The organism is Pseudarthrobacter polychromogenes, from assembly GCF_014644495.1.
In the GTDB taxonomy this organism is placed as follows: Bacteria; Actinomycetota; Actinomycetes; order Actinomycetales; family Micrococcaceae; genus Arthrobacter; species Arthrobacter polychromogenes.
The window spans coordinates 74,211-94,600 of the sequence record NZ_BMKU01000003.1 but is presented as its reverse complement, the minus strand read 5'-3'; the positions used below and the strand labels follow the sequence as shown (position 1 = coordinate 94,600).

At 67.1% G+C, this 20,390-nt stretch carries 19 protein-coding genes; 3 read left to right on the top strand and 16 right to left on the bottom strand.

Going from position 1 to position 20,390, the window contains the following annotated elements; translation table 11 throughout:
• Positions 1 to 117 precede the first annotated feature (117 nt).
• The 7 genes from IEX43_RS05975 to IEX43_RS05945 form a co-directional block, all read right to left on the bottom strand.
• Entirely contained in the window at positions 118 to 1,584 is a 1,467-nt protein-coding gene (locus IEX43_RS05975) for an FAD-dependent oxidoreductase (RefSeq protein ID WP_188809517.1), read from the bottom strand.
• 99 nt (positions 1,585 to 1,683) lie between these two features.
• Positions 1,684 to 2,955, bottom strand: a complete 1,272-nt coding sequence (cobA, locus tag IEX43_RS05970; RefSeq protein WP_188809516.1) for a uroporphyrinogen-III C-methyltransferase — start codon at positions 2,953 to 2,955, stop codon at positions 1,684 to 1,686.
• 91 nt (positions 2,956 to 3,046) lie between these two features.
• Positions 3,047 to 3,493: an SRPBCC family protein gene (locus IEX43_RS05965; protein WP_188809515.1), complete on the bottom strand. Its 447-nt coding sequence runs from the start codon at positions 3,491 to 3,493 to the stop codon at positions 3,047 to 3,049.
• A gap of 219 nt (positions 3,494 to 3,712) precedes the next feature.
• Positions 3,713 to 4,660 carry an ABC transporter permease gene (locus IEX43_RS05960; RefSeq protein WP_188809514.1) on the bottom strand — a complete coding sequence of 316 codons (948 nt, stop codon included), beginning with the start codon at positions 4,658 to 4,660 and terminating at the stop codon, positions 3,713 to 3,715.
• Positions 4,650 to 5,375: an ABC transporter ATP-binding protein gene (locus tag IEX43_RS05955; protein WP_188809513.1), complete on the bottom strand. Its 726-nt coding sequence runs from the start codon at positions 5,373 to 5,375 to the stop codon at positions 4,650 to 4,652. Before IEX43_RS05955 ends, IEX43_RS05960 begins: the two co-directional genes overlap by 11 nt.
• Before the next feature lie 27 nt (positions 5,376 to 5,402).
• Positions 5,403 to 6,527 (bottom strand): ABC transporter substrate-binding protein, encoded by a 1,125-nt coding sequence (locus tag IEX43_RS05950; RefSeq protein ID WP_188809744.1) that lies wholly within the window; start codon positions 6,525 to 6,527, stop codon positions 5,403 to 5,405.
• Positions 6,528 to 6,728: 201 nt separating this feature from the next.
• Positions 6,729 to 7,895, bottom strand: a complete 1,167-nt coding sequence (locus IEX43_RS05945; RefSeq protein ID WP_188809512.1) for an RtcB family protein — start codon at positions 7,893 to 7,895, stop codon at positions 6,729 to 6,731.
• Positions 7,896 to 7,992: 97 nt separating this feature from the next.
• Between IEX43_RS05945 and IEX43_RS05940 the strand changes: the two genes are divergently transcribed.
• Entirely contained in the window at positions 7,993 to 8,424 is a 432-nt protein-coding gene (locus tag IEX43_RS05940; RefSeq protein ID WP_188809511.1) for an SRPBCC family protein, read from the top strand.
• Positions 8,425 to 8,437: 13 nt separating this feature from the next.
• Here IEX43_RS05940 and IEX43_RS05935 read toward each other — a convergent pair whose 3' ends face one another.
• The 6 genes from IEX43_RS05935 to IEX43_RS05910 form a co-directional block, all read right to left on the bottom strand.
• The gene (locus tag IEX43_RS05935) at positions 8,438 to 9,217 is read right to left on the bottom strand and encodes a hypothetical protein (protein WP_188809510.1); all 780 of its coding nucleotides are present in this window, start codon (positions 9,215 to 9,217) and stop codon (positions 8,438 to 8,440) included.
• A 231-nt stretch (positions 9,218 to 9,448) separates the two neighbouring features.
• The gene (locus IEX43_RS05930; RefSeq protein ID WP_188809509.1) at positions 9,449 to 10,858 is read right to left on the bottom strand and encodes a sulfate adenylyltransferase subunit 1; all 1,410 of its coding nucleotides are present in this window, start codon (positions 10,856 to 10,858) and stop codon (positions 9,449 to 9,451) included.
• Positions 10,858 to 11,805: a sulfate adenylyltransferase subunit CysD gene (cysD, locus tag IEX43_RS05925; protein ID WP_104184443.1), complete on the bottom strand. Its 948-nt coding sequence runs from the start codon at positions 11,803 to 11,805 to the stop codon at positions 10,858 to 10,860. Before cysD ends, IEX43_RS05930 begins: the two co-directional genes overlap by 1 nt.
• Positions 11,802 to 12,515, bottom strand: coding sequence for a phosphoadenylyl-sulfate reductase (locus IEX43_RS05920; protein ID WP_188809508.1), 714 nt, complete (start codon positions 12,513 to 12,515; stop codon positions 11,802 to 11,804). Before IEX43_RS05920 ends, cysD begins: the two co-directional genes overlap by 4 nt.
• Positions 12,516 to 12,649: 134 nt before the next feature.
• Positions 12,650 to 14,395, bottom strand: coding sequence for a nitrite/sulfite reductase (locus tag IEX43_RS05915; RefSeq protein ID WP_188809507.1), 1,746 nt, complete (start codon positions 14,393 to 14,395; stop codon positions 12,650 to 12,652).
• 54 nt (positions 14,396 to 14,449) lie between these two features.
• Positions 14,450 to 15,331 (bottom strand): sirohydrochlorin chelatase, encoded by an 882-nt coding sequence (locus tag IEX43_RS05910; protein WP_188809506.1) that lies wholly within the window; start codon positions 15,329 to 15,331, stop codon positions 14,450 to 14,452.
• 61 nt (positions 15,332 to 15,392) lie between these two features.
• Here IEX43_RS05910 and IEX43_RS05905 point away from each other — a divergent pair, with 61 nt between their 5' ends.
• Both IEX43_RS05905 and IEX43_RS05900 read left to right on the top strand, forming a co-directional pair.
• Complete coding sequence (locus tag IEX43_RS05905; RefSeq protein ID WP_188809505.1) at positions 15,393 to 16,049, top strand: trimeric intracellular cation channel family protein; 657 nt, start codon at positions 15,393 to 15,395, stop codon at positions 16,047 to 16,049.
• Between the two features lie 63 nt (positions 16,050 to 16,112).
• Entirely contained in the window at positions 16,113 to 16,538 is a 426-nt protein-coding gene (locus tag IEX43_RS05900; protein ID WP_066278208.1) for a hypothetical protein, read from the top strand.
• A 140-nt stretch (positions 16,539 to 16,678) separates the two neighbouring features.
• On the opposite strand, the gene IEX43_RS05895 is transcribed toward IEX43_RS05900, so the two are convergent.
• The 3 genes from IEX43_RS05895 to IEX43_RS05885 form a co-directional block, all read right to left on the bottom strand.
• Entirely contained in the window at positions 16,679 to 17,500 is an 822-nt protein-coding gene (locus tag IEX43_RS05895) for an endonuclease domain-containing protein (protein ID WP_188809504.1), read from the bottom strand.
• A 461-nt stretch (positions 17,501 to 17,961) separates the two neighbouring features.
• Entirely contained in the window at positions 17,962 to 19,062 is a 1,101-nt protein-coding gene (locus IEX43_RS05890) for a polyprenyl synthetase family protein (protein WP_188809503.1), read from the bottom strand.
• Positions 19,059 to 20,390 (bottom strand): geranylgeranyl reductase family protein, encoded by a 1,332-nt coding sequence (locus tag IEX43_RS05885; protein WP_188809502.1) that lies wholly within the window; start codon positions 20,388 to 20,390, stop codon positions 19,059 to 19,061. The genes IEX43_RS05890 and IEX43_RS05885 overlap by 4 nt, the downstream gene beginning before the upstream one ends.

Below are 20,390 nucleotides of genomic sequence, written 5' to 3'. Positions count from 1 at the left end.
GGCAGGGTTAACGAAGACCCCAGTGTCAAAGCCCACCTCAGGGTTAACTCACTCCGGGGCCCTGCGTGCCGGTCCATCAAAGGACTGGCACGCAGGGCCCCGGGGGTGTGAGTCTGCCTAGACCTGCGCGGCCACGCCGTCGCGGGAGATGTCCACCATGTCCTCGCGCGGCACCACCTTGATGCGCTCACGCTTGACCTCAACGCCGTGCGAGCCGCCGGCCTCGGTGGCGGCTGCGCCGAGGGCCAGTTCGTGGGCATCCAGCGCCAGCCAGCCTTCCCAGCTGGTGAACTGCACGCCGCGGGCGTCGAGGAGTTCCACCACAGCCTCGGCGTCGGGAACAGCGGCAACCGGCAGGTTTTTACGGTCCTCCAGCAGGTACGTCACGGTCTCCAGGGCGTCGCCCTTGGTGTGGCCGATGAGGCCCACGGGGCCGCGCTTGATCCAGCCGGTGGCGTAGATGCCCGGCACGTGGGTGCCGGCGGCGTCCAGGACGCGGCCGCCGTCGTTAGGGATGACACCCTTGGTGTGGTCGAATTCGATCTCCGGCAGGGCCGAACCGAAGTAGCCGATGGCGCGGTACACGGCCTGGACCGGGTAGTCCACGAACTCGCCGGTGCCGCGGGCGTTGCCGGTGCCGTCAAGTTCAGTGCGCTCAAACCGCATGCCGGCTACCTTGCCCGGGGTCTCGGCGTCGTCATAGATCTCCACCGGGCTGTGCAGGAAGTGCAGGTGCAGGCGGCGGGAAGCCTTCAGCTCGGAGAGGTCCTCGGGCTGCTCGGCGATCCAGTTGGTGAGCGTGCCCACCATGGTCTTGGTCTGGTTGTTGGACTGGATCTGACGGTCGGATTCCTCGTCGAACTCGAAGTCCTCCGGGTACAGGATGATGTCCACGTCCTTGGAGTGGGACAGCTCGCGCAGCTCCAGCGGGGTGAACTTCACCTGGGCGGGGCCACGGCGGCCGAACACGTGCACGTCCGTGACGGGCGAAGCCTTCAGGCCGGCGTAGACGTTGTCCGGGATTTCTGAGACCAGCAGGTCGTCGGCGTGCTTGGAGAGGACACGGGCCACGTCCAGGGCCACGTTGCCGTTGCCGATTACGGCGATTTCCTTGGCGTCCAGCGGCCATTCGCGGGGTACGTCCGGGTGGCCGTCGTACCAGGAGACGAAGTCGGCGCCGCCGAAGGAGCCTTCCAGCTCGATGCCGGGGATGTTCAGGTCCGCGTCCTTGATGGCGCCGGTGGCGAAGATGACGGCGTCGTAGTGGGTGCGGAGGTCCTCGATGGTGAGGTCTGTGCCGTAGTCCACGTTGCCGAAGAACCGGATGTCGCCGCGGTCCAGGACCTTATGCAGGGCGTTGACGATGCCCTTGATGCGGGGGTGGTCCGGGGCCACGCCGTAGCGGATCAGGCCGTAGGGTGCCGGGTAGCGGTCAAAGAGGTCGATGCTCACGGTCAGCTCGCCGCTCTTGACGGCTTCGCTCTTGGTGAGGATGTCGGCGGCGTAGACGCCTGCCGGGCCGGAGCCCACGACGGCGACGCGCAGCGGACGTTCGGCAGAACCTACGGTGGTGCTTGATGACACGGCTGTGTTCCTTTTTCTTCGTTCCGTCCCAACTGGGTAGCGCTAAGTGTCGTTTTAGGGGCTCATAACGACACTTGGCGCTACCTAGTTGGGTGGTGGCTAGGTGGTGAGGACTCGGGGCTTGCTGGTGCGGGGGCTGTTCGGGGTGGTGGTGCTGTAGTCAGCGGTTTTGAAGTGCGACGGCGCGAAAGGGCTCACGCGCACAACGTCGCCGATGACAATGACTGCGGGATTTGCGACGCCGGCGGCTTCCGCCTGGTCCGCAATGGAACCAAGCGTGCCAATCGTCACGCGCTGGTCCGGCAAATAGCCGTTTTCCACGATACCAACTGGCGTCCCGTCAGGCAGCCCGGCTTTGCCCAGGGCGGCCGCGGATTCGCGCAGCTGGCCAACGCCCATCAGCAGGACAATCGTGTGGTCGGCCCGGGCGGGGACCTCGGAGAGCTCCTCGTGCCCGGTCACTACGCTGAAGCCCTTGGCCAGGCCGCGGTGCGTGACGGGTATTCCTGCGGCCGCGGGGACTGAGATTGCGGACGTGACGCCGGAAACCACCTCAACCTCTACGCCGTGCTGCCGGCAGTATTCGGCCTCTTCGCCTCCGCGGCCCAGGACGTAGGGGTCGCCGCCCTTGAGCCGGACCACGCGGTGGCCGTTCTGGGCTTCCTCGACGAGGATGCGGTTGATTTCGGCCTGCGGCACGGGATGGTGGCCGGGGGTCTTGCCCACTTCGATGATGCGGACGTCCGGTGCCAGCTCGTTGAGCAGTTCACGGGGCCCCAGACGGTCGGCCACTACGACGTCGGCCTGGCCCAGCAGCCGGCGGCCGCGGACGGTGATCAGGCCGGTGTCGCCGGGTCCGCCGCCCACCAGCGCTACAGAACCGCGGTGGGCCCGGCGGCGGCGCAGTGGAAGGTCGCCCGTTTCCAGGGCGGTGGCAACGGCGTCGCGAACGGCCATGGCGCGCCGCGGGTCTCCCCCTGCATTCACTGCGATCTTGACGTCGTCCACGTCGGCAACAGCGGGAGTCCAGGCTGCGGACGCTTCATGGTCGGAGGCGTTGACGCACCAGATGCGCTGCGCCTCGGCGTCGGCCGATACCTGCGCGTCCACGGCGGAATCGCCAGTGGCCGTCTGGACGAACCAGGCGCCGTCGACGTCGGAGGGAAGGTAGGTGCGCGGCTCCCAGGTGAGGAGGCCGGCGTCGGCCAGTTCCTTGAGCGCGGCAGAGGCAACGGGAGCCACGACGGTGACCCGTGCACCGGCGTCCAGCAGCCCCTTGGCGCGGCGGGCCGCAACGGGGCCGCCGCCCACCACCAGCACGGGGCGGCCAAGGAGGCGCAGCGCCGTGGGGTAGATATCCTGAATTGCCATGAATCAACGGTAGGGCGGCGTCACATATGCCAACAACGGCGCAGCAACACCAGTTCACGTAAGGTAACGCTGCGTCACATACTGCGGGCCGTCACTCCAGGCTCGCCAGGAACCGCCCCCGGTCGCGGATGAGCCGCTGCAGGTATGGGCGCAGGACCAGCTTCCCGGCCGCGCGGCCCAGGAGCCCGAACGGCGCCGTGAACACCACCCGGTCCGTCATGATGCAGCCGCCGGGCGTGGCCTCGAATTCGTGGATGTGGCGGAAGGACCTGAACGGGCCGCGGACCTGCTCGTCCGTGAAGCTGCGGGGGATGTCCACATGGGTGACGCGGCTGGTCATGGTGAGCGGAATCCCGAAGTGCCGTGCCCGCCAGGTGACCTCCTGCCCCGCACCGATCAGCCCTGACGTCACCCCGGCCACCGCCCGCTCCCCAGAGCCCTTCTGGGACTCCACGTGGGCGTCGACGCTGCGGGCCAGGTCGAACAGCCGCTCCGGGGGCATGGCTGACGCGGTTCGGCAGACAAAGCTGGTGGTCATGGGGCCAGTCTGCCACTCGGGCCCTGACCATCCGGGTCCCCACCACCCGGATCCGCCGCAAATGCGCAACTTTTGGGCCTCGTGCAGGATGGTGCCCGCGAAACCGCGCGGCGGGGCAGCCCCGGGCGGTCAGAAGTTACGCATTTGCGGCGGCGGACACGGCAAAGCCCGACGGCGGGAGGCGGCGTCGGGCTTTGCGGGGTGCGTAAGGCGGGGCTGCTAGCGGGTGCTGCCGGCCAGGAGCCCGCGGCTGCGGAGGAGGCGCTTCTCGATGGGCCCGAAGACCAGCAGTTCGATCAGGATGCCCACGGCGAGGATCAGCAGGATCGCTGACATCACCACGGCCATGTCGGACAGCTGCCTTCCCTGGTCCAGCAGGGAGCCGAGGCCGAAGCCGATGGTGCCGCCCACGGCGATGATTTCCGCCGCCATGAGGGACCGCCAGGAGAAGGCCCACCCCTGCTTCAGGCCGCCGAGGTAGCCGGGCAACGCTGCGGGGAGGATGATCTGCAGCGCCATCTCCAGGCGGGACGCGCCCAGGACGGTACCAACGCGCCGGTACTGCGGCGGGATCTGGTCCACGCCGGAGATCAGGCCGTTGATGATGGACGGGATGGCGCCCATGAACACCACGAAGTACACGGTGGCATCGGTGAGGCCGAACCAGATGATGGCCGCCGGGACCCAGGCAACCGACGGCAGCACCTGAAGCCCGGAAATCAGCGGACCAAAGGCCCGGCGCAGCGGTGCGACCTGTGCCAGCAGGAGGCCCACGGGCGTGGCGATGGCCACCGAAATGATGAAGCCAACCAGCCCGCGCTGCAGTGACGTCCATACGGATTCCTGCACTTTGCCCTCGCTCCAGAGGACACCCATTTGGCCCAGCACGTCCATCGGGCCCGGCACCTGGTCGCGGCGCTTCAGGCCGAGCGAGACGTAGAACTGCCAGATCAGGACCAGTATTACGAGCGCGGCGATGGGCAGCAGGATGCGGCTCCAGTCGATGCGGTTCTTGCGTGCGGCGTCGGACTGCAGGGAGTCCAGCCCGGATTCGAGTTCCCGCAGGTCCTCATTGCCGGTGGAGGTCCGGGTGAGTGCGGCGTGGATGTGCCGGGGTTCGGCGGGTTCGGCGGAAGCTTCAGCCAGGGGCGTTGGGTTACTTGGCATGGCGGCGGATCTCCTCCCGGAGCCGGGCGGTGATGACCCCGGTCAGCTGGCCGGCGAGTCCGGCGTCGGTGCGGTGTTCCTCGGTGACGGCCCATTCCTGGACCACGCGGCCGGGGCGGGAGGACAGCAGCAGCACGCGCTGGCCCAGCCGGACGGCTTCGCGGACGTTGTGGGTCACAAAGACGATGGTGCGCCCGGTTTCCTTCCAGATCCGCTCCAGCTCATCGTGCAGCAGGTCGCGGGTGATGGCGTCCAGGGCGGCGAAGGGCTCGTCCATCAGGAGCAGTTGCCGGTCCTGCGCGAGTGACCTCGCCAGGGACACGCGCTGCCGCATGCCGCCGGAAAGCTCGTGCGGGCGCTTGTCCCCTGCCGCGCCCAGGTGCACCAGTTCCAGGAGCTCCTGGGCCTTGGTTTTGCGGTCGGCCTTGCCCACGCCGCGAAGTTTCAGTGCCAGTTCGATGTTCTCCCGGGCGGTGAGCCAGGGGAACAGTGCGGCGTCCTGGAACATAAAGGCGGCACCGTCGCTGGGCACCTCCAGGGCGCCCGACGACGGCGGCTCCAGTCCCGCGATGATGTTCAGCAGGGTGGATTTGCCGCAGCCGGAGGCACCGAGGAGGGCAACGAACTCGCCCTGCCCGATGGTGGCGTTGACGTCGTCCAGTACCGGGGCGCCGTCGCCGAAGCGCTTGCCCAGGTGTTCCAGTACGACTGGCATGGTGCCGTCCTTAAGTTGGTGGGTGGATCAGTCCTGGCCGAGGCCGGCTGCTGAAATCTTGGTTGCTGAGACTCCGTTGAGCGGCCGGAGGTCGAAGAGGCCGGTGATGTCGGCCTGCTTGGTGGTGCCGGCCTCGACGCCGTCCTCGAGCAGCCGCGGGTAGCTTCCGGCCAGCGGGTCCAGGGTGAAGGTGATGTTGGCCAGGGACCGGGCCAGGACATCATCTGCCAGGGCTGCCCCGGCCGATTCCTGCAGTGCCGAGTTGATGACGCTTGCCTTTTCCGCGGCGGGGGCCTCGTTCAGCCAGGCCACCGACTCCGCGTGGCCGGCCAGGAGTGCCTTGACGGTGTCCGGGTGGTCGGCGGCGAACTTCTGGTTCACGATCAGGACGGTGGTGGGGAACTCGCCGGGCTTGCCCGTGGCGGTCCCGTCCCAGAGGTCCTTTTCGTCCACCAGCACCTTCGCTCCGGCCTGGAGCACCAGCCGCGAGGCCCATGGCTCAGGCAACCACGCGCCGTCGAGCTTTCCGTCCTGGAAGAGCTTGAGCGTCTGCGCGTTCTCCGTGGGGTTGATGGCCACGTCGCCGCTGCCGTCCACGTTGGTCTGGTACCCCTCGGAGGCAAGCCAGGAGCGGAGGGCCACGTCCTGGGTGCCGCCGAGCTGCGGGGAGGCGAGGGTCCTGCCCTTGAGGTCCGCGGCGGAGTTGATCTCCGGCTTGACCACCAGCTGTGCACCGCCTGCGGCGGCGCCGGCGATGATGCGCACGGACTGGCCCTGGCTCTTGACGAAGGAGTTGATGGCCGGGTTGGGGCCGATGTAGGCGGCGTCGATGGCACCGGCGTTCAAGGCCTCGATGGCCGCGGGCCCGGCATTGAACGTCTCGGTGCTGAGCGCGGTGCTGCCCAGGGCTTCGGCCAGAAAGCCCTGCTTGATGCCCACCAGCGCGGGGGCGTGGGTGACGTTGCCGAAGTAGCCCAGTTTGAGCTCGGCGGCGGGGGTGGGTTCGGCGGCCTGCGCCTCCGTGTTGCGTGAAACGGTGGAGGCCACCAGGGCGCCGACGGCGATCAGCAGGACCAGCCCGATGGCCAGGGCAGCCTCGATGGCACGCTTGCGCTTGGGTACCGCGCTTTCGCCTGCCACGATGCGGGTCATCCCGGGCTTGGAACTAGTCATTGTTTCACCATAGGGAGTGCCCCAAACCCGTTCAATGACGCGGAAACGGGGGGTCACGCGGGTTCATCTAGCGTCATATTCGGACACTGTTCGCCGGGGTCGCCGGAACGGTACCTGCTCGCCGTTCCGCTCCGGCGCCGTGGCACCGTTCCGGCGAACGCGCGCGCTCCAGGTACCGGCTCAGTTTCCCTTGACGTTGACCAGCTGCCGCAGCTTGTGCCGGACGGTGACCAGGTCCGCCGCGTCCTGCATCACGACGTCTATGGGTTTGTAGGCCGCGGGTATCTCATCGATGAACGCCTCCGAGGCCCGGAACTCGATCCCCCGCATGGCCTTCTTCAGTTCGTCGAGGGAGAAAGTTTTTCGGGCGGCGTTGCGGGAGTACTCCCGGCCTGCCCCGTGCGGCGAGGAGTTCAGGGACGCCGCGTTGCCGAGTCCTTCCACCACGTACGACGACGTCCCCATGGACCCCGGAATAAGTCCGGGATCGCCGTGGGCGGCTTTGATGGCGCCCTTGCGGGACACCCAGACGGACTTGCCGTAGTGGACCTCCTGCCGGGTGAAGTTGTGGTGGCAGTTGACCCGCTCAAGTTCCTGCACCGTCCCGCCCACCCAGCGGCCGAACTGGGTACTGACGCGGTCCATCATTTCTTCGCGGTTCAGGAGGGCGAAGTGCTGGGCCCAGTGCAGCTCTGCCATGTACCGGTCGAACTGCGGCGTGCCCTCCTCCAGGTAGGCGAGGTCCGGGTCCGGCAGGTGGATCTGTTTCTTGGCCATCACGTGCTGCGCGACGCCGATGTGATGCTGGGCGATCTTGTTGCCGATGCCGCGGGAACCGGAATGCAGGAACAGCCACACGGCGTCGGCCTCATCGGCGCAGACTTCAATGAAGTGGTTGCCGGATCCGAGCGAGCCCAGCTGGAGGTCCCACTTCTCCACGTACTGTGCCGGGTTGAAGCCGGCTCTCGCGGCCAACTGCTTCAGCTCGGCAATCCGCGGCTCCGCCGTGGCCTGCACCGTCCTGTTGTTGTGGCCGGCAGACAGCGGGATGGCCCGCTCGATGTCCTCGCGCAACCTCTTCCGGTCCTTGGGCAGGTCCTTTAGTGCGTACTGGGTCCGGACGGCGATCATGCCGCAGCCGATATCCACCCCCACGGCCGCCGGCATGATCGCGTGCAGGGTGGGGATGACCGAGCCCACCGTGGCGCCCTTTCCCAGGTGCGCGTCGGGCATGAGGGCCAGGTGCGGGTAGATAAATGGCAGCTGTGAGGTCTTCACCGCCTGCTCACGCGTCTTGTCATCCAGGATCGACGCCCAGTTCAGCAGCTTGCTGTTGATGGCTTCCATGCGGGGCCTCCCACGGGACGGCTGGGGACTAACGTGGTTCCTAGGCTAACCCCGGGCAGACCGCCTGGCCGGTCCACCCTGACAAGGAGACGCACGTATGGTGAACGTCCAGACCTGCATCCTCATCCGCAGGCCGCGCGCGGAGGTGGCGGACTATGCGGCCAACCCGGACAACGCCCCCACGTGGTACGCCAACATCCACAGGTCGCAGCGCCTGACCGCCGGACCGCTGGGCACCGGCTCCAAGGTGGCCTTCACGGCAAAGTTCCTGGGCCGCGAGCTCAACTACACCTATGAGTTCGTGGACTATGTCCCCGGCGAGCGGCTCGTCATGCGGACGGCGCAGGGCCCGTTCCCCATGCAGACCACCTACACCTGGACGGACGACGACGGCGGGACGCGCATGACGCTTGGCAACACCGGGAGCCCCTCGGGTTTCTCGAAGCTGGCGGGGCTGTTCATGGCACCGATGATCCGCCGGGAAACCCGCAAGGACCTGCAGAAACTCAAGACCATCCTGGAGCCATGAGGGGTCTGGAACCCTACGCCGCCTTGCGGTGCAGGCCCCGGGTCTGGTTCCGGCCAGGCCCCGCCTGCGGCTCACGCAGCAGGCGCAGGTTGTACCAACAGAACATGGCGAGCCCCAGGTAGAGGGACAGCTCCATCGCCTCGGCATACTCCGAGATGACGAACGTGGGCTCCGGCCAGATCAGCAGGCGGAACAGGCGGTAGCCGGCGGCCAGCGCGAAGGCGGGCACCAGGCACAGCGGCGGGACCAGCAGGCGCCTGTTCTTCAGATGCTTCCACCGTTTTCCAACGGCAGTCCATACCAGCGGGGCACAGGCGCCGTAGAGGCTCGCAAGGAGCATGGCCGCGGGGACCAGTTCCTGCACGCCGCGGATGTTGTGCACTGTGGTTTCGCCCTGGCGGTTGACCTCGTTGAGGGACTCGGGTGTGGCCCAGCCGAAGATTCGCTGGCCCCAGGAGATCTCCTCGCCCGTCAGGAACCAGACCCCCAGCGTGACAACCCCATAGAGCACAGCCATGCCCCAGCGTTTGGCACGGACCAGGTACACGGTGATGAGGGGCAGGAAGATGCTTGCCGCCAGCAGGCACGCGAACTGCAGCCATTCGACAACGGAGTCCTCGTTAACCAGCCAGAGGTAGAAGTCCTTGAACGGAAGGGTTGCCGCCACCACCACGGCGATGATGAACGGGATCAGTATGAGAAGCCGCTCATGGCGGGGTTCGATCCTCCAGTCCTCGGAGTCTCGCCGGAGATGCTCAGCCGCCCGGGTTTTCCACTCTTTAATGGCCGGCATTATGCCTCCTGAGGTGTTGCGTCCAGATCCAAAGGAAGCTCGTGCCCCCCGTTGACCATTAAGTCGTGGTGGCGCAGCCGCCCGCACGAGTAGCGAGTACTTGCATTTGAACAGGGCAGCACTGATGGCTGCTGCCGGTACTCACCGCCGAAGACAACAAAACCGCGGCCTGTTCGCGGATCCGAACCATCAAGGCCAGGATCTGCGAACAAGCCGCGGTATCAGGGGAAATCAGATGCTGTAGCGCTCGTCCTCGTGGTCGCCCGGGTGGTCCTTGACCAGTCCGGCGGCGAGGGTGTTGCCGTCCAGCGGGTCGATCACCAGGAACGCTCCGGTGCGGCGGTGGTGGAGGTAGTTCTCCAGCGGCAGCGGCGCGGCGAGCCGGAGCTGCGCGTTGCCAATGTCGTTGAGTTCCAGGGTGGACGCCGGTTCCAGCTTGAAGGAGGCAAGGTCAAGCTTGCCGCCGACGTTGCGGACCAAGGCCTGGACGGTGCGGGTGCCGTGCTTGACCAGCACCTTCTGGCCCTCCCGGAGCGGCTTCGGGGACAGCCAGCACAGCGACGCGTACAAATCGGCTGAGGCTTCGCGGACGGTGCCTGCGGCGGCGATGGTGTCGCCGCGGGCCACGTCGAACTCCTCGGCCAGGCGGATTGCCACGGACTGCGGGGCGGCGGCTTCCTCCAGCGAGGAGCCGGCGAAGTCGATGCCCACCACCGTGGTGGTGCGGGGGTCCTGGCCGGGAGTCAGGACGGAGACCTTGTCCCCCACCTTGACGGAGCCTTCGGTGATCTGGCCGGCGTACGCGCGGTAGTCACGGTAGGCCTCCACATCCAGGCCGCCGGCGACGGCGTCCGGAGCCAGGGCGCCCTGCGGCCGGATGACCAGCTGCACCGGGAAGCGGAAGCTCTCCAGGTGGCTTTCCAGTTCATCCGCTGCGGGCAGGGTCTCGAGGACCTCGAGCAGCGCGGGTCCGGTGTACCAGGGGGTACGCTCGGAGCGCTCCACCACGTTGTCGCCGTCGAGGGCGGAAACGGGGACCACCAACAGGTCGGTAATGCCATCGGAACCCAGGCCCAGTTCGCGGCCCACCTGCTGCACGTCGGCTTCGATCTCGCGGAACACGTCCTCGCTGAAGTCCACCAGGTCGATTTTGTTCACGGCCACGATCACGTGTGCAACGCGCAGGAGCTGCAGCACGGACAGGTGCCGGCGGGTCTGCTCCAGCACGCCCTTGCGGGCGTCAATGAGTACGACGACGGCATCCGCGGTGGACGCGCCTGTCACCGTGTTCTTGGTGTACTGCACGTGCCCGGGGCAGTCGGCCAGGATGAAGCTTCGGCGGTCGGTGGCGAAATAGCGGTAGGCCACGTCGATGGTGATGCCCTGCTCGCGCTCGGCACGCAGGCCGTCGGTCAGCAGGGCCAGGTCAATCCCGCCCTTTTCCCCGCCGAAGCCGCGGTCCGCAGAGGTGCGGGCAACGGCGTCGAGCGTGTCAGCCAGGATGGCCTTGGAATCGTGAAGGAGGCGGCCTACCAAAGTGGACTTGCCGTCGTCGACCGATCCTGCGGTGGCGAACCGGAAGAGCGTCGTGGGCAGGCCTTCGGTGAGTGAGCCTGGCGAAATCTCGGAAATCGTGCTCATTAGAAATACCCGTCCTTCTTGCGGTCTTCCATGGCGGCCTCGGAGATGCGGTCATCTGCACGGGTGGCGCCACGTTCGGTCAGGGTGGAGGCAGCGACTTCAACCACAACGTCGGCCACGGTGTACGCGTCGGACTCGACGGCGCCGGTGCAGGACATATCCCCCACAGTGCGGTAGCGGACGGTCTTGGTGATGACATCCTCGTGCGGCAGCGGCTGGGACACCTCGCCCACAGCCCGCCACATGCCGTCGCGGGCAAACACCTGGCGCTCGTGGGCGTAGTACAGGCCGGGCAGCTCGATGTTCTCGCGCTCGATGTAGCGCCAGATGTCCAGCTCGGTCCAGTTGCTGATGGGGAACGCACGGACGTGCTGGCCCACGGTGTGGCGGCCGTTGTAAAGGTTCCACAGCTCGGGGCGCTGGTTGCGCGGGTCCCACTGGCCGAACTCGTCGCGGAGGCTCAGGATGCGCTCCTTGGCGCGGGCCTTGTCCTCGTCGCGGCGGCCGCCGCCAAAGACGGCGTCGAACTTGTTCTGCTGGATGGCGTCCAGCAACGGGACGGTCTGCAGCGGGTTGCGGGTGCCGTCGGCGCGCTCGGCGAGCTCGCCGCGGTCGATGAATTCCTGGACGGAGCCCACCACGAGCTTCAGGCCCAGGCGCTCCACGGTGCGGTCCCGGAAGTCGATGACCTCGGGGAAGTTGTGGCCGGTGTCCACGTGCAGCACGGGGAACGGAACCTTGCCGGGCCAGAAGGCCTTGGTGGCCAGGTGCAGCATCACCACGGAGTCCTTGCCGCCGGAGAACAGCAGGGCGGGCTTTTCGAACTCGGCGACAACCTCGCGGATGATGTGGATGGCCTCGGACTCCAGGGTATCCAGGCTGCTCAGGCGCGTGGAAACGGCAGCGTCAGTCACCTGGGTGGTCTCCTCGGTTAGGTAAGTGCTCATACGTGTAGTCCGCATTCTGTCTTGTCGGTCCCTGCCCAGCGGCCGGCGCGGGGGTCGTCGCCCGGCGCCACCTTCCGGGTGCAGGGCTGGCAGCCAATGGAGGGGTACCCCTGGGAAAGCAGCGGGTTGACGGGCAGGAGGTTGTCGTCCGAGTACTGGACCAGTTGGTCGAACGTCCACGCAGCCACCGGGTTCACCTTGACCAGGCCGTTGGCCTCATCCCAGGTGACCAGCGGGGTGTTGGTGCGGGTGGGGGCCTCGTCGCGGCGCACGCCGGTGAACCACAGTTCGTAGCCGGACAGGGTGCGGCGCAGCGGGGCCACCTTGCGGAGGGCGCAGCACTGGGCGGCGTCGCGGGCGAACAGGTCCTTGCCCAGGAGCCGGTCCTGCTGTTCCACGGTGTTCTCGGGAAGCACGTCCACCACGTTGACGCGGAGGTTCGCGGCCACTTCGTCGCGCGTGGCGTAGGTTTCCGGGAAGTGGTAGCCGGTCTCCAGGAACAGGACGTCGACGCCGGGCATCTGGTCCGCGACCAGCGCCGGGAGGACGGCGTCGGCCATGGAGCAGGCGACGGCGACGGCGGGCAGCTCGAAGTTGCGCTCCACCCAGGCGATGACGTCGCGGGCGGGGGCGTCCCAGCCGAGTTCGGCGGCACCGGCTTCGGCGATGGCCTTCAGCTCTTCGTGCGAGCGGATAGCAGGAACAGGCATGGCGTGTTTGGCAGGCGATGCCGCCCCCGCCCCTCCGCCGCGCGGCTGATCTTCGATCAGCCCAGCGCGCGGCTCCGACAGGCCCGATGCCACTCCCTGGGCGGCATCGCCTGCCAACGGTAGCGCGTGCTTACTCACTGGAGTGCCTCCTCGTCTGCTGCGTGGGCCCATTCGGCGAAGGTCTGGCCCTCGGCGCGCTGGGCAACGAAGGTGCGGACAACGCGCTCCACGTAATCGGGGAGGTCATCGACGTAGACCTTGAGGCCGCGGACGGTGCGGCCCAGGCCTGCTTCCTCGCGCTCGTTGGAAGCCAGCCCGCCGCCCAGGTGGACCTGGAAACCCGGGGAGGGGTCGCCGTCGGGCGTTGGCAGCATCATGCCCTTGAGGCCGATGTCCGCGGTCTGGATGCGGGCGCAGGAGTTGGGGCAGCCGTTGATGTGCAGGGACAGCGCGTGGGGCAGCTGGCCGCTCCCGGCGAGGTCGGCCAGGCGGCGTTCCAGCTCTGCCACTGCCGTGGCGGCGGTGTACTTGGTCTCCACGATGGCCAGCTTGCAGTACTCGATGCCGGTGCAGGCGATGGTGCCGCGGCGGAACACGGACGGCCGGGCGGACAGGCCCAGTGCGTCCAGTTCGGCCACGAGGGGCTCCACCTGGTCCTTCTCCACGTCCAGGACCACGAGCTTCTGGTGCGGGGTGGTCCGCAGCCGGTAGGAGCCGCGGGCCTCGAGGGTGTCCGCGAGCTTGACCAGCGCGGCACCGGACAGGCGGCCGGCCAGCGGGGTAGCGCCGATGAAGAACTTGCCGTCCTTCTGCTCGTGCACGCCGATGTGGTCTCCCGGGGTGGTGGGCTTGGGCGCGGCGGGGCCATCAGCCAGCTTGTAGCCGAGGTATTCGTCCTCGAGGATCTGGCGGAACTTCTCCGGCCCCCAGTCGGCCATCAGGAACTTCAGGCGGGCCTTGGTGCGCATGCGCCGGTAGCCGTAGTCGCGGAAGATGCTGGTGACGCCGAGCCACACGTCGGCGGCCTGCTCAGGGGTCACGAACGCACCGAGGCGCTTGCCGAGCATCGGGTTGGTGGACAGCGCGCCGCCGGCCCAGAGGTCGTAGCCGACGCCGAGTTCCGGGTGGCGAACACCCACCAGGGCGAAGTCGTTGATCTCGTGGACCACGTCCTGGCTGGGGTGGCCGGTGATGGCGGTCTTGTACTTGCGCGGCAGGTTGGACAGCAGCGGGTTGCCGATGAACCGCTCACCCAGCTCCTCGATGAGCGGGGTGGGGTCGATGATCTCGTCCTTGGCAATGCCGGCCACGGGCGATCCCAGGATCACGCGGGGAACGTCGCCGCAGGCCTCGGTGGTGGACAGGCCAACACCCTCCAGGCGGGTCCAGATCTCGGGGATGTCCTCCACGCGGATCCAGTGCAGCTGGATGTTCTGGCGGTCGGTCAGGTCGGCGGAGTCGCGGGCGAAGTCCACGGAGATCTGGCCGATGACGCGAAGCTGTTCGGTGGTGAGGGCGCCGCCGTCGATGCGGACGCGGAGCATGAAGTACTTGTCCTCGAGCTCGTGCGGCTCAAGCGTGGCCGTCTTGCCGCCGTCGATCCCGGGCTTGCGCTGGGTGTAGAGGCCCCACCAGCGGAACCGGCCGTGGAGGTCCTGGCCGGGAATGGCGTCGAAGCCTTCCTTGGAGTAGATGGTCTCGATACGCTCGCGCACGTTCAGGCCGTCGTCTTCCTGTTTCCAGGTTTCGTTGGCGTTCAGCGGCGTTTTGCCGTCCACTTTCCACTGCCCGTGCGGCTTCGCGGCGGGACGGGACGTGCGGGCCGGGCGCTTCGCGGCAGCGGAATCCGCCGACGCTCCAGCTAGAGCTGTATCAGTCATGCATCGACTGTAGGTCCCGCCCGAAGAGCGTCACAAAGGCCCGGAAACGCTAAGTCACCTAGGGAAATATTTCGTCACGAAACGCCGGACAGCCTTGAACAAGCCACCCTGCTGTGCATTTGCGCCCGGTTCCGCGGGCGCCTTTTGGGGGGCCTGTGCGGGCGCGTGCGCGGCTTTTTCAAGTGGCGCGTGGGCGGCGGCTTCGCGGGCTTTTGCGACGGCGGCGTCATACCTGTCCAGCGCAATCTCGGCGAGCACCGGGGACGGCAGCAGCGGTTCGGTCACGACGTCGGCCCCGGCCTTGGCCAGCTGGTCGTGGAAGAAGCCCGGCGCCAGGAGGTAGGAGGCAATCACCACGCGTCCGCCGACGTCGACCGCCCCGGCGGACTCACCCGCCCCGGCACCGCCTTCCAGCTCCTCGCGAAGCATCGCGACGGCGTCGGGCACGGAAGGTTTTGCAGAGGCACCATAGGCGGCCACCATCCGGTTGGACCGCAGCTCCCGGAGCTGGCCCAGCAGCTCCTCGACGCTGACGGCGGCATTGGGGTTGGACGAGCCTGCCGCGGCCAGCACGATTACGTCGTTGTCCGTCACGCCGGCTTCGCGCAGCCGCTGGTCGAGCAGCGCGGCCAGGCGCGGATCGGGCCCCAGCGGCGCGGCTGCCGCACTGCCCGGCCTGCTCTTCACGGCCCGCGCGATGTCCACCTTCACGTGGTAACCCACGCTGAGCAGCAGCGGCACCACCACGGCGGCCTCCCCCTCGGGCAGGCCCGCCACCACGTCCACCAGGTCAGGCTGCTGGACGTCCACATAGGCCTCCCGGACGTCAAGACCGGGGCGGAGTTCGGCGATGGCGGCGCGCAGGGCGTTGACCTCCGCGGCTCCCTGTGTGTTGGACGTCCCATGGGCGCAGGCGATCATGATGGGGCTGTTCATACGGGCTAGCGTAACGTTGGAGCCGCCCTGTCCGCCCTCTTTTGAATTGCCGGGACGCTCCATGACATTCGCCTTTGACAACTCGCCGGTGTGGCTGGATCTGCTGGGCGTCTTCTTCTTTGCGGTGTCCGGGTCCCTGCTGGCGGCCCGAAAGCACATCGATATTGTGGGCTCCCTGCTGCTGGCTTCCCTTGTGGGACTCGGCGGCGGCGTAATCCGGGACATCATCCTCAACAGCGGGCCGCCCGCGGCGTTCACCAACCCGGCCTACCTGGTGCCGCCGGTGCTGGCCACGCTCCTGGTGTACTTCCTGTTCCCCAGCGTCCAGCGCTATACGTCCCTGCTAACCCTCTTCGATGCCGGCGGCCTTGCACTGTTCTGCATGACCGGCACGCTCAAGGCCCTGGCTGCCGGGATGAACCCGGTGGCGTCGGTGCTGCTGGGAGTCACCACGGCGGTGGGCGGCGGGCTGCTGCGCGACATCACCGCCAACGAGGTTCCTGAACTTTTCAACCCCAAGGACATCTACGCGCTGCCGGCCTTCGTGGGCGCCGCGATGACCGCCGGGCTGTGGGTCCTGGGCGTCTTCAATGTGCTGACGGCGACGGCCATCGCGGCTGTGGTTTTCACTTTCCGCATCCTGGCATGGCGGCGCTCCTGGCAGGCGCCGCTGGCCGTTCACGGGTGGCACCGGCGGGGCAGCAATCCCGCGGCCTGACGACGCCTTCGGTGGTGCTCCGCCGTCACTTTGCAGGGCCCGGGATTAGCTAGGATATGAAGCATGACTGACATGTTCCTCGAGAAATTCCGTGCGCTTGTTCCGAAGTATCTCGAAGACGAATGGCAGGCAGAGGACGGGCTGGATCCGGACGAGCTGGACAAGGCCCTGGCCGACCACCAATTCCAGATTCCCCTGGTGCTCCGCGAGTTCTACCTGGCCGTTGGCGGCTGCGAGGACCTGATGGAGGCGTACCACTACTTCTGGGATCCCGACGAGCTCGAGGTTGACGACGAAGGCTTCCTGATGTTCCTCGAGGACGAGGAAGAGGAATACACCTGGGGCTTCCGGGTGGGCGACCTCAGCGTCCCCGACCCCATTGTGTACCGGCGCAACAACGCCCGCGGGCAGTGGAAGTCCGAGGAAGGCACGTTCTCCGAGTTTGTGTTCGACATGTTCGAGTGGGCCTTCGAGGACGACGACAACTAGGGCTTTCCTCTCTTCCGTTTCAGTGTGGCTTCGAGATCCTCCGGCGCCCGCTGAGTTTCCTCACCTTTTGGGGTGCGCGACGGCGTGTCCCCCTCTGATGACGGCGTTTCCCCCGGTTCGCCAGCAAAAACTGGGGAATCTCAGCGGATAACCCGGCCCCGGAGGACCTGCCACACCTCCGCCATGATTCTTTCCGGGTGATGAACCACATCGGCGTACCCGTAGCGTAGTACCGCATATCCGGTGAGGGTGCTGGCGTTGTTCCTGGCACGGTCCTTCTTTACCTGCCGGGGCTCAAGGTGGGTGGCGCCGTCGAGCTCGACGATCAGGAATCCTTCCAGCAGGAAGTCCACGATGCCGATGCCGGGAAGCTCCACCTGTGTCTCCGTGAAAATGCCCGCCGCGCGGAAGAGAATCCGGGCAACCACCTCAATGGGCGAATCGGCGGTACCGTCAACGAGCTCCAGCACGCGCCTGGCTGCACCGTTCCGCTTACCGGGCAGCCGCCCCCGCAGGTAGCCGAGGGTGGTTATCCCCTGCCGCGCTGCACTCTCGACCATGACGGCAGCTTCCATGGCCGGCAGGCAGCGGAGGCTGTGGATCAACACGTCAGTGGTGCTCGCCACCGGCTTTGGTGAATCGGGAGGAATCAGGGAGCCGCGGTGCACCACGGCGTCCGCCGGGCCACGGTGCCGGCACAGGAGGTGGACTTTTGACGGTTCCCTCAACAACCAAAGACGGCGATGTACTGCCGCAGAGGCACAGGTCAGCAGGCCATTGCCCATGACAGCCGCAGTCATGTCGGCCGGGGCGCCAGGCAGTGCCACCACCCCGTGCCGAAGGCGGCGGATGTCACCCACCGCCACCGCATTGCGAACGCTCCGGTCGGTGAATCCAGCCTGCAGCAGTGTGGACGTGCGCGCCACTGAGCCTGCGTACGTGAGAAAGCGGGTGAGGTCCATGGAGCCAGCAGACCCAATCTTCGATGGGGAAGGCAGTGCCTGGAAGGCCTATGTGGACAAAAAATCCTGCTGGATTTCCCCGTCTTTCGAGCTGCCTGTCAGCGGGTCACGGCAACTCGCCGGGTGTTCAGCCGGTTCCCGGCCGAAAGGTGGGGAAACTCAGCGCCGACAAGTCCGTGACACCACCAGTAAATTAGTAGTTGCATCTTGTGACAAAGCTGTCATAGACTATTCACGGATCCGCTAAACGCCTCCGGCGGGTCTGATGCGAACGGAGAGATAGCCTCGGTTCAAAGCAACGTATGACTCGTATCGTTGCTGCGGACCGGGGCTATCCCGTTTTAACGCGACCCATCGACTGCTCCATACCGGTCGTTTTGGCGGGTCAAAAGGGCAGGTACGGAGCAATCGACGCAAAGAAGAAGCCCGGCCCCTTGCATGGAGCCGGGCTGCACGTTGAGTCAGCTGGCGCGGTCCACCACAGCCAGCGCGAAGCTGGACAGCGAATCCTTGACTACGCCTTCGGGCAGCGGCGCGAGGGCGTCGATCGCCTCGTCGGCCCACCGGCGTGCCACCACCCAGGATTCGGCCGTGACGGGATGCTCGCGCAGGCCGGCGACGGCCTCGGCAAGGGCCTCGTCGGAGGTCAGGTCGCCGTCAATAAGCCGGAGAAGTTCGACGGCGGACTGGTCACCGTCAGCAGCGGCCTTGCGCAGGAGCAGCACCGGCAGGGTGGGAACCCCTTCGCGCAGGTCCGTGCCGGGTGACTTGCCGGATTTGACCTTGATGCCCGTGACATCGATGACGTCGTCGGCAAGCTGGAAGGCCACGCCCACCTTTTCGCCGTACTCCACCAGCACGGATTCGTACGCGGGATCGGCACCTGCGAAGATGGCGCCGAGCTGGCCGGAGGCAGCCACGAGTGAACCCGTCTTGTCCGCAATCACCGAAAGATAGTGCTCCACGGGATCCTCATCCGGACGGGGACCCACGGTTTCGTGCAGCTGGCCCAGGCACAGCCGCTCGAATGTGCGTGCCTGGATGCCGAGCGCCCGGGAACCGAGTTCGGACACCAGGATTGAGGCGCGGGCGAAAATCAGGTCGCCGGTGAGGACCGCCACGGAGTTGCCCCAGACCTCGTGGGCGGTGGGTGCACCGCGGCGGAATGGGGCCGAGTCCATGACGTCATCGTGATAGAGCGTTGCGAGGTGCGTCAGTTCCACCACGACGGCGGCCTGCACCACGGCGGGCAGCGACGCGTCGCCAAGGTGTGCACAGAGCAGGGTCAGCAGCGGCCGTATGCGCTTGCCGCCCGCTTCCACCAGGTGGCGCGACGTGGCGTCAGCGAGCGGATCCGAGTTGGCGATGGCTTCGCGGAGTTTCTTCTCCACCCGGGCCAGGTTGGTGGTGATGGCCGGCCCCAGTTCGGCATCTCCGGCGATGGCCGCGAAACCCGCGGGCAGCTGCAGGCCCGTTGCGATGGCGGTGGTATTGAGGCTGGGTTCGGAGTCCGGCAGGCCGTGTCCGGCGTGCGTCCAGCTGTGGTCTGCGGGGTTGGTCACGGGTTAACCCTAACTTTTTGTTGCGGATACCGCTGATTCGAGGCCGCCAGCGTATTGGATGTGGCCGGAACCAGCGATTCCAGGACACGGATCACCCGGTCCTCAAAGCCCTTCGCGGACGGGTCCGTGAGGTTGGCCAGGAGCCGGACCACGAACCGCATCAACACCGGGATGGGCATGCCGGTCCGGAGTGCGAGCTTCATGACCGCAGGCTTGCCGATCAGCACGGCGAACGCCCGGCCCAGGGTGAAGTGGGAGCCCCACTGTTCGCGCACATAGTCCGCGTACCGCGCTAAATGCGCATCGGCGTCGTACGTTCCGCCGGCCGCCACTGAGCGGGAGGAGGCGTCAATGATGAACTCGGCAGCGAACCGCGCGGACTCCATGGCGTAGGAGATGCCCTCGCCGTTGAACGGGGAGACCATGCCGCCGGCGTCGCCCAGCAGCAGCAGGCCCGGCGAGTAGTGCGGCGTGCGGTTGAAGCCCATGGGCAGCGCCGCGCCGCGGATCTCGCCCACCTGGTTTTCCGGCGTGAAGCCCCATTCGGCGGGCATGCCGGCGGTCCATTCGCGCAGGACCTGCTTGTAGTCGAGCTTGCCGAACTCCTTTGACGAGTTCAGGATGCCCAGGCCCACGTTGGAGGTGCCGTCGCCCACACCGAACACCCAGCCGTAACCGGGAAGCAGCTTGCCGTCGCGGCCGGGAAGCTCCAGCCAGCCTTCCATCCAGTCGTCGTCCGTGCGGGGCGAGGTGAAGTAGGTGCGGACGGCGACGCCGAGCGGGCGGTCGTCGCGTTTATGCATTCCGAGGGATACAGCGGTGCGCGTGGAATTGCCGTCGGCGGCGAGGACGACGTCGGCGCTGAACTCGCGTGTCTCCCCCGTCTTGCGTCCGGACTCGTCAAGGAGCGCTGCGCGGACACCGGTGACGCGGCCGTCGTCGTTCCGTATGGCATCCGTGACACTGTGCCGCTCAAGGATGGCGGCACCTGCGGATTGGGCGTGCCGGGCCAGTTCCTCGTCGAAGCCGAGCCGGGTGCGGATCAGCCCGTACTGGGGGAAATCGGAAACCTCGGGCCAGGGCAGTTCGATGGTGCGCCCGCCGGCAATAAGGCGCAGGCCCTTGTTCCGGCGCCAGCCGTCGTTCTCCGGGTGCGGCAGGCCGAGCTTCTGGATCTCGCGTACGGCGCGGGGGGTCAGCCCGTCACCGCAGACCTTTTCGCGCGGGAAGCTGGTCTTCTCCAGGACGGTCACATCCAGCCCGGCCCTGGCGAGGTAGTACGCGGCGGTGGATCCGGCGGGACCGGCGCCGACAATCAGTACCTTCAC

What these genes read in the sequence shown, in the direction of transcription:
- IEX43_RS05920 (WP_188809508.1), bottom strand. Translation starts at nt 12,515, where the DNA reads ATGCCTGTTCCTGCTATCCGCTCGCACGAAGAGCTGAAGGCCATCGCC.
- IEX43_RS05945 (WP_188809512.1), bottom strand. Translation starts at nt 7,895, where the DNA reads ATGGAAGCCATCAACAGCAAGCTGCTGAACTGGGCGTCGATCCTGGAT.
- IEX43_RS05960 (WP_188809514.1), bottom strand. Translation starts at nt 4,660, where the DNA reads ATGCCAAGTAACCCAACGCCCCTGGCTGAAGCTTCCGCCGAACCCGCC.
- IEX43_RS05965 (WP_188809515.1), bottom strand. Translation starts at nt 3,493, where the DNA reads ATGACCACCAGCTTTGTCTGCCGAACCGCGTCAGCCATGCCCCCGGAG.
- IEX43_RS05910 (WP_188809506.1), bottom strand. Translation starts at nt 15,331, where the DNA reads ATGAACAGCCCCATCATGATCGCCTGCGCCCATGGGACGTCCAACACA.
- IEX43_RS05895 (WP_188809504.1), bottom strand. Translation starts at nt 17,500, where the DNA reads ATGGACCTCACCCGCTTTCTCACGTACGCAGGCTCAGTGGCGCGCACG.
- IEX43_RS05930 (WP_188809509.1), bottom strand. Translation starts at nt 10,858, where the DNA reads ATGAGCACGATTTCCGAGATTTCGCCAGGCTCACTCACCGAAGGCCTG.
- IEX43_RS05955 (WP_188809513.1), bottom strand. Translation starts at nt 5,375, where the DNA reads ATGCCAGTCGTACTGGAACACCTGGGCAAGCGCTTCGGCGACGGCGCC.
- IEX43_RS05950 (WP_188809744.1), bottom strand. Translation starts at nt 6,527, where the DNA reads ATGACCCGCATCGTGGCAGGCGAAAGCGCGGTACCCAAGCGCAAGCGT.
- IEX43_RS05915 (WP_188809507.1), bottom strand. Translation starts at nt 14,395, where the DNA reads ATGACTGATACAGCTCTAGCTGGAGCGTCGGCGGATTCCGCTGCCGCG.
- cobA (WP_188809516.1), bottom strand. Translation starts at nt 2,955, where the DNA reads ATGGCAATTCAGGATATCTACCCCACGGCGCTGCGCCTCCTTGGCCGC.
- IEX43_RS05940 (WP_188809511.1), top strand. Translation starts at nt 7,993, where the DNA reads ATGGTGAACGTCCAGACCTGCATCCTCATCCGCAGGCCGCGCGCGGAG.
- cysD (WP_104184443.1), bottom strand. Translation starts at nt 11,805, where the DNA reads ATGAGCACTTACCTAACCGAGGAGACCACCCAGGTGACTGACGCTGCC.
- IEX43_RS05900 (WP_066278208.1), top strand. Translation starts at nt 16,113, where the DNA reads ATGACTGACATGTTCCTCGAGAAATTCCGTGCGCTTGTTCCGAAGTAT.
- IEX43_RS05905 (WP_188809505.1), top strand. Translation starts at nt 15,393, where the DNA reads ATGACATTCGCCTTTGACAACTCGCCGGTGTGGCTGGATCTGCTGGGC.
- IEX43_RS05935 (WP_188809510.1), bottom strand. Translation starts at nt 9,217, where the DNA reads ATGCCGGCCATTAAAGAGTGGAAAACCCGGGCGGCTGAGCATCTCCGG.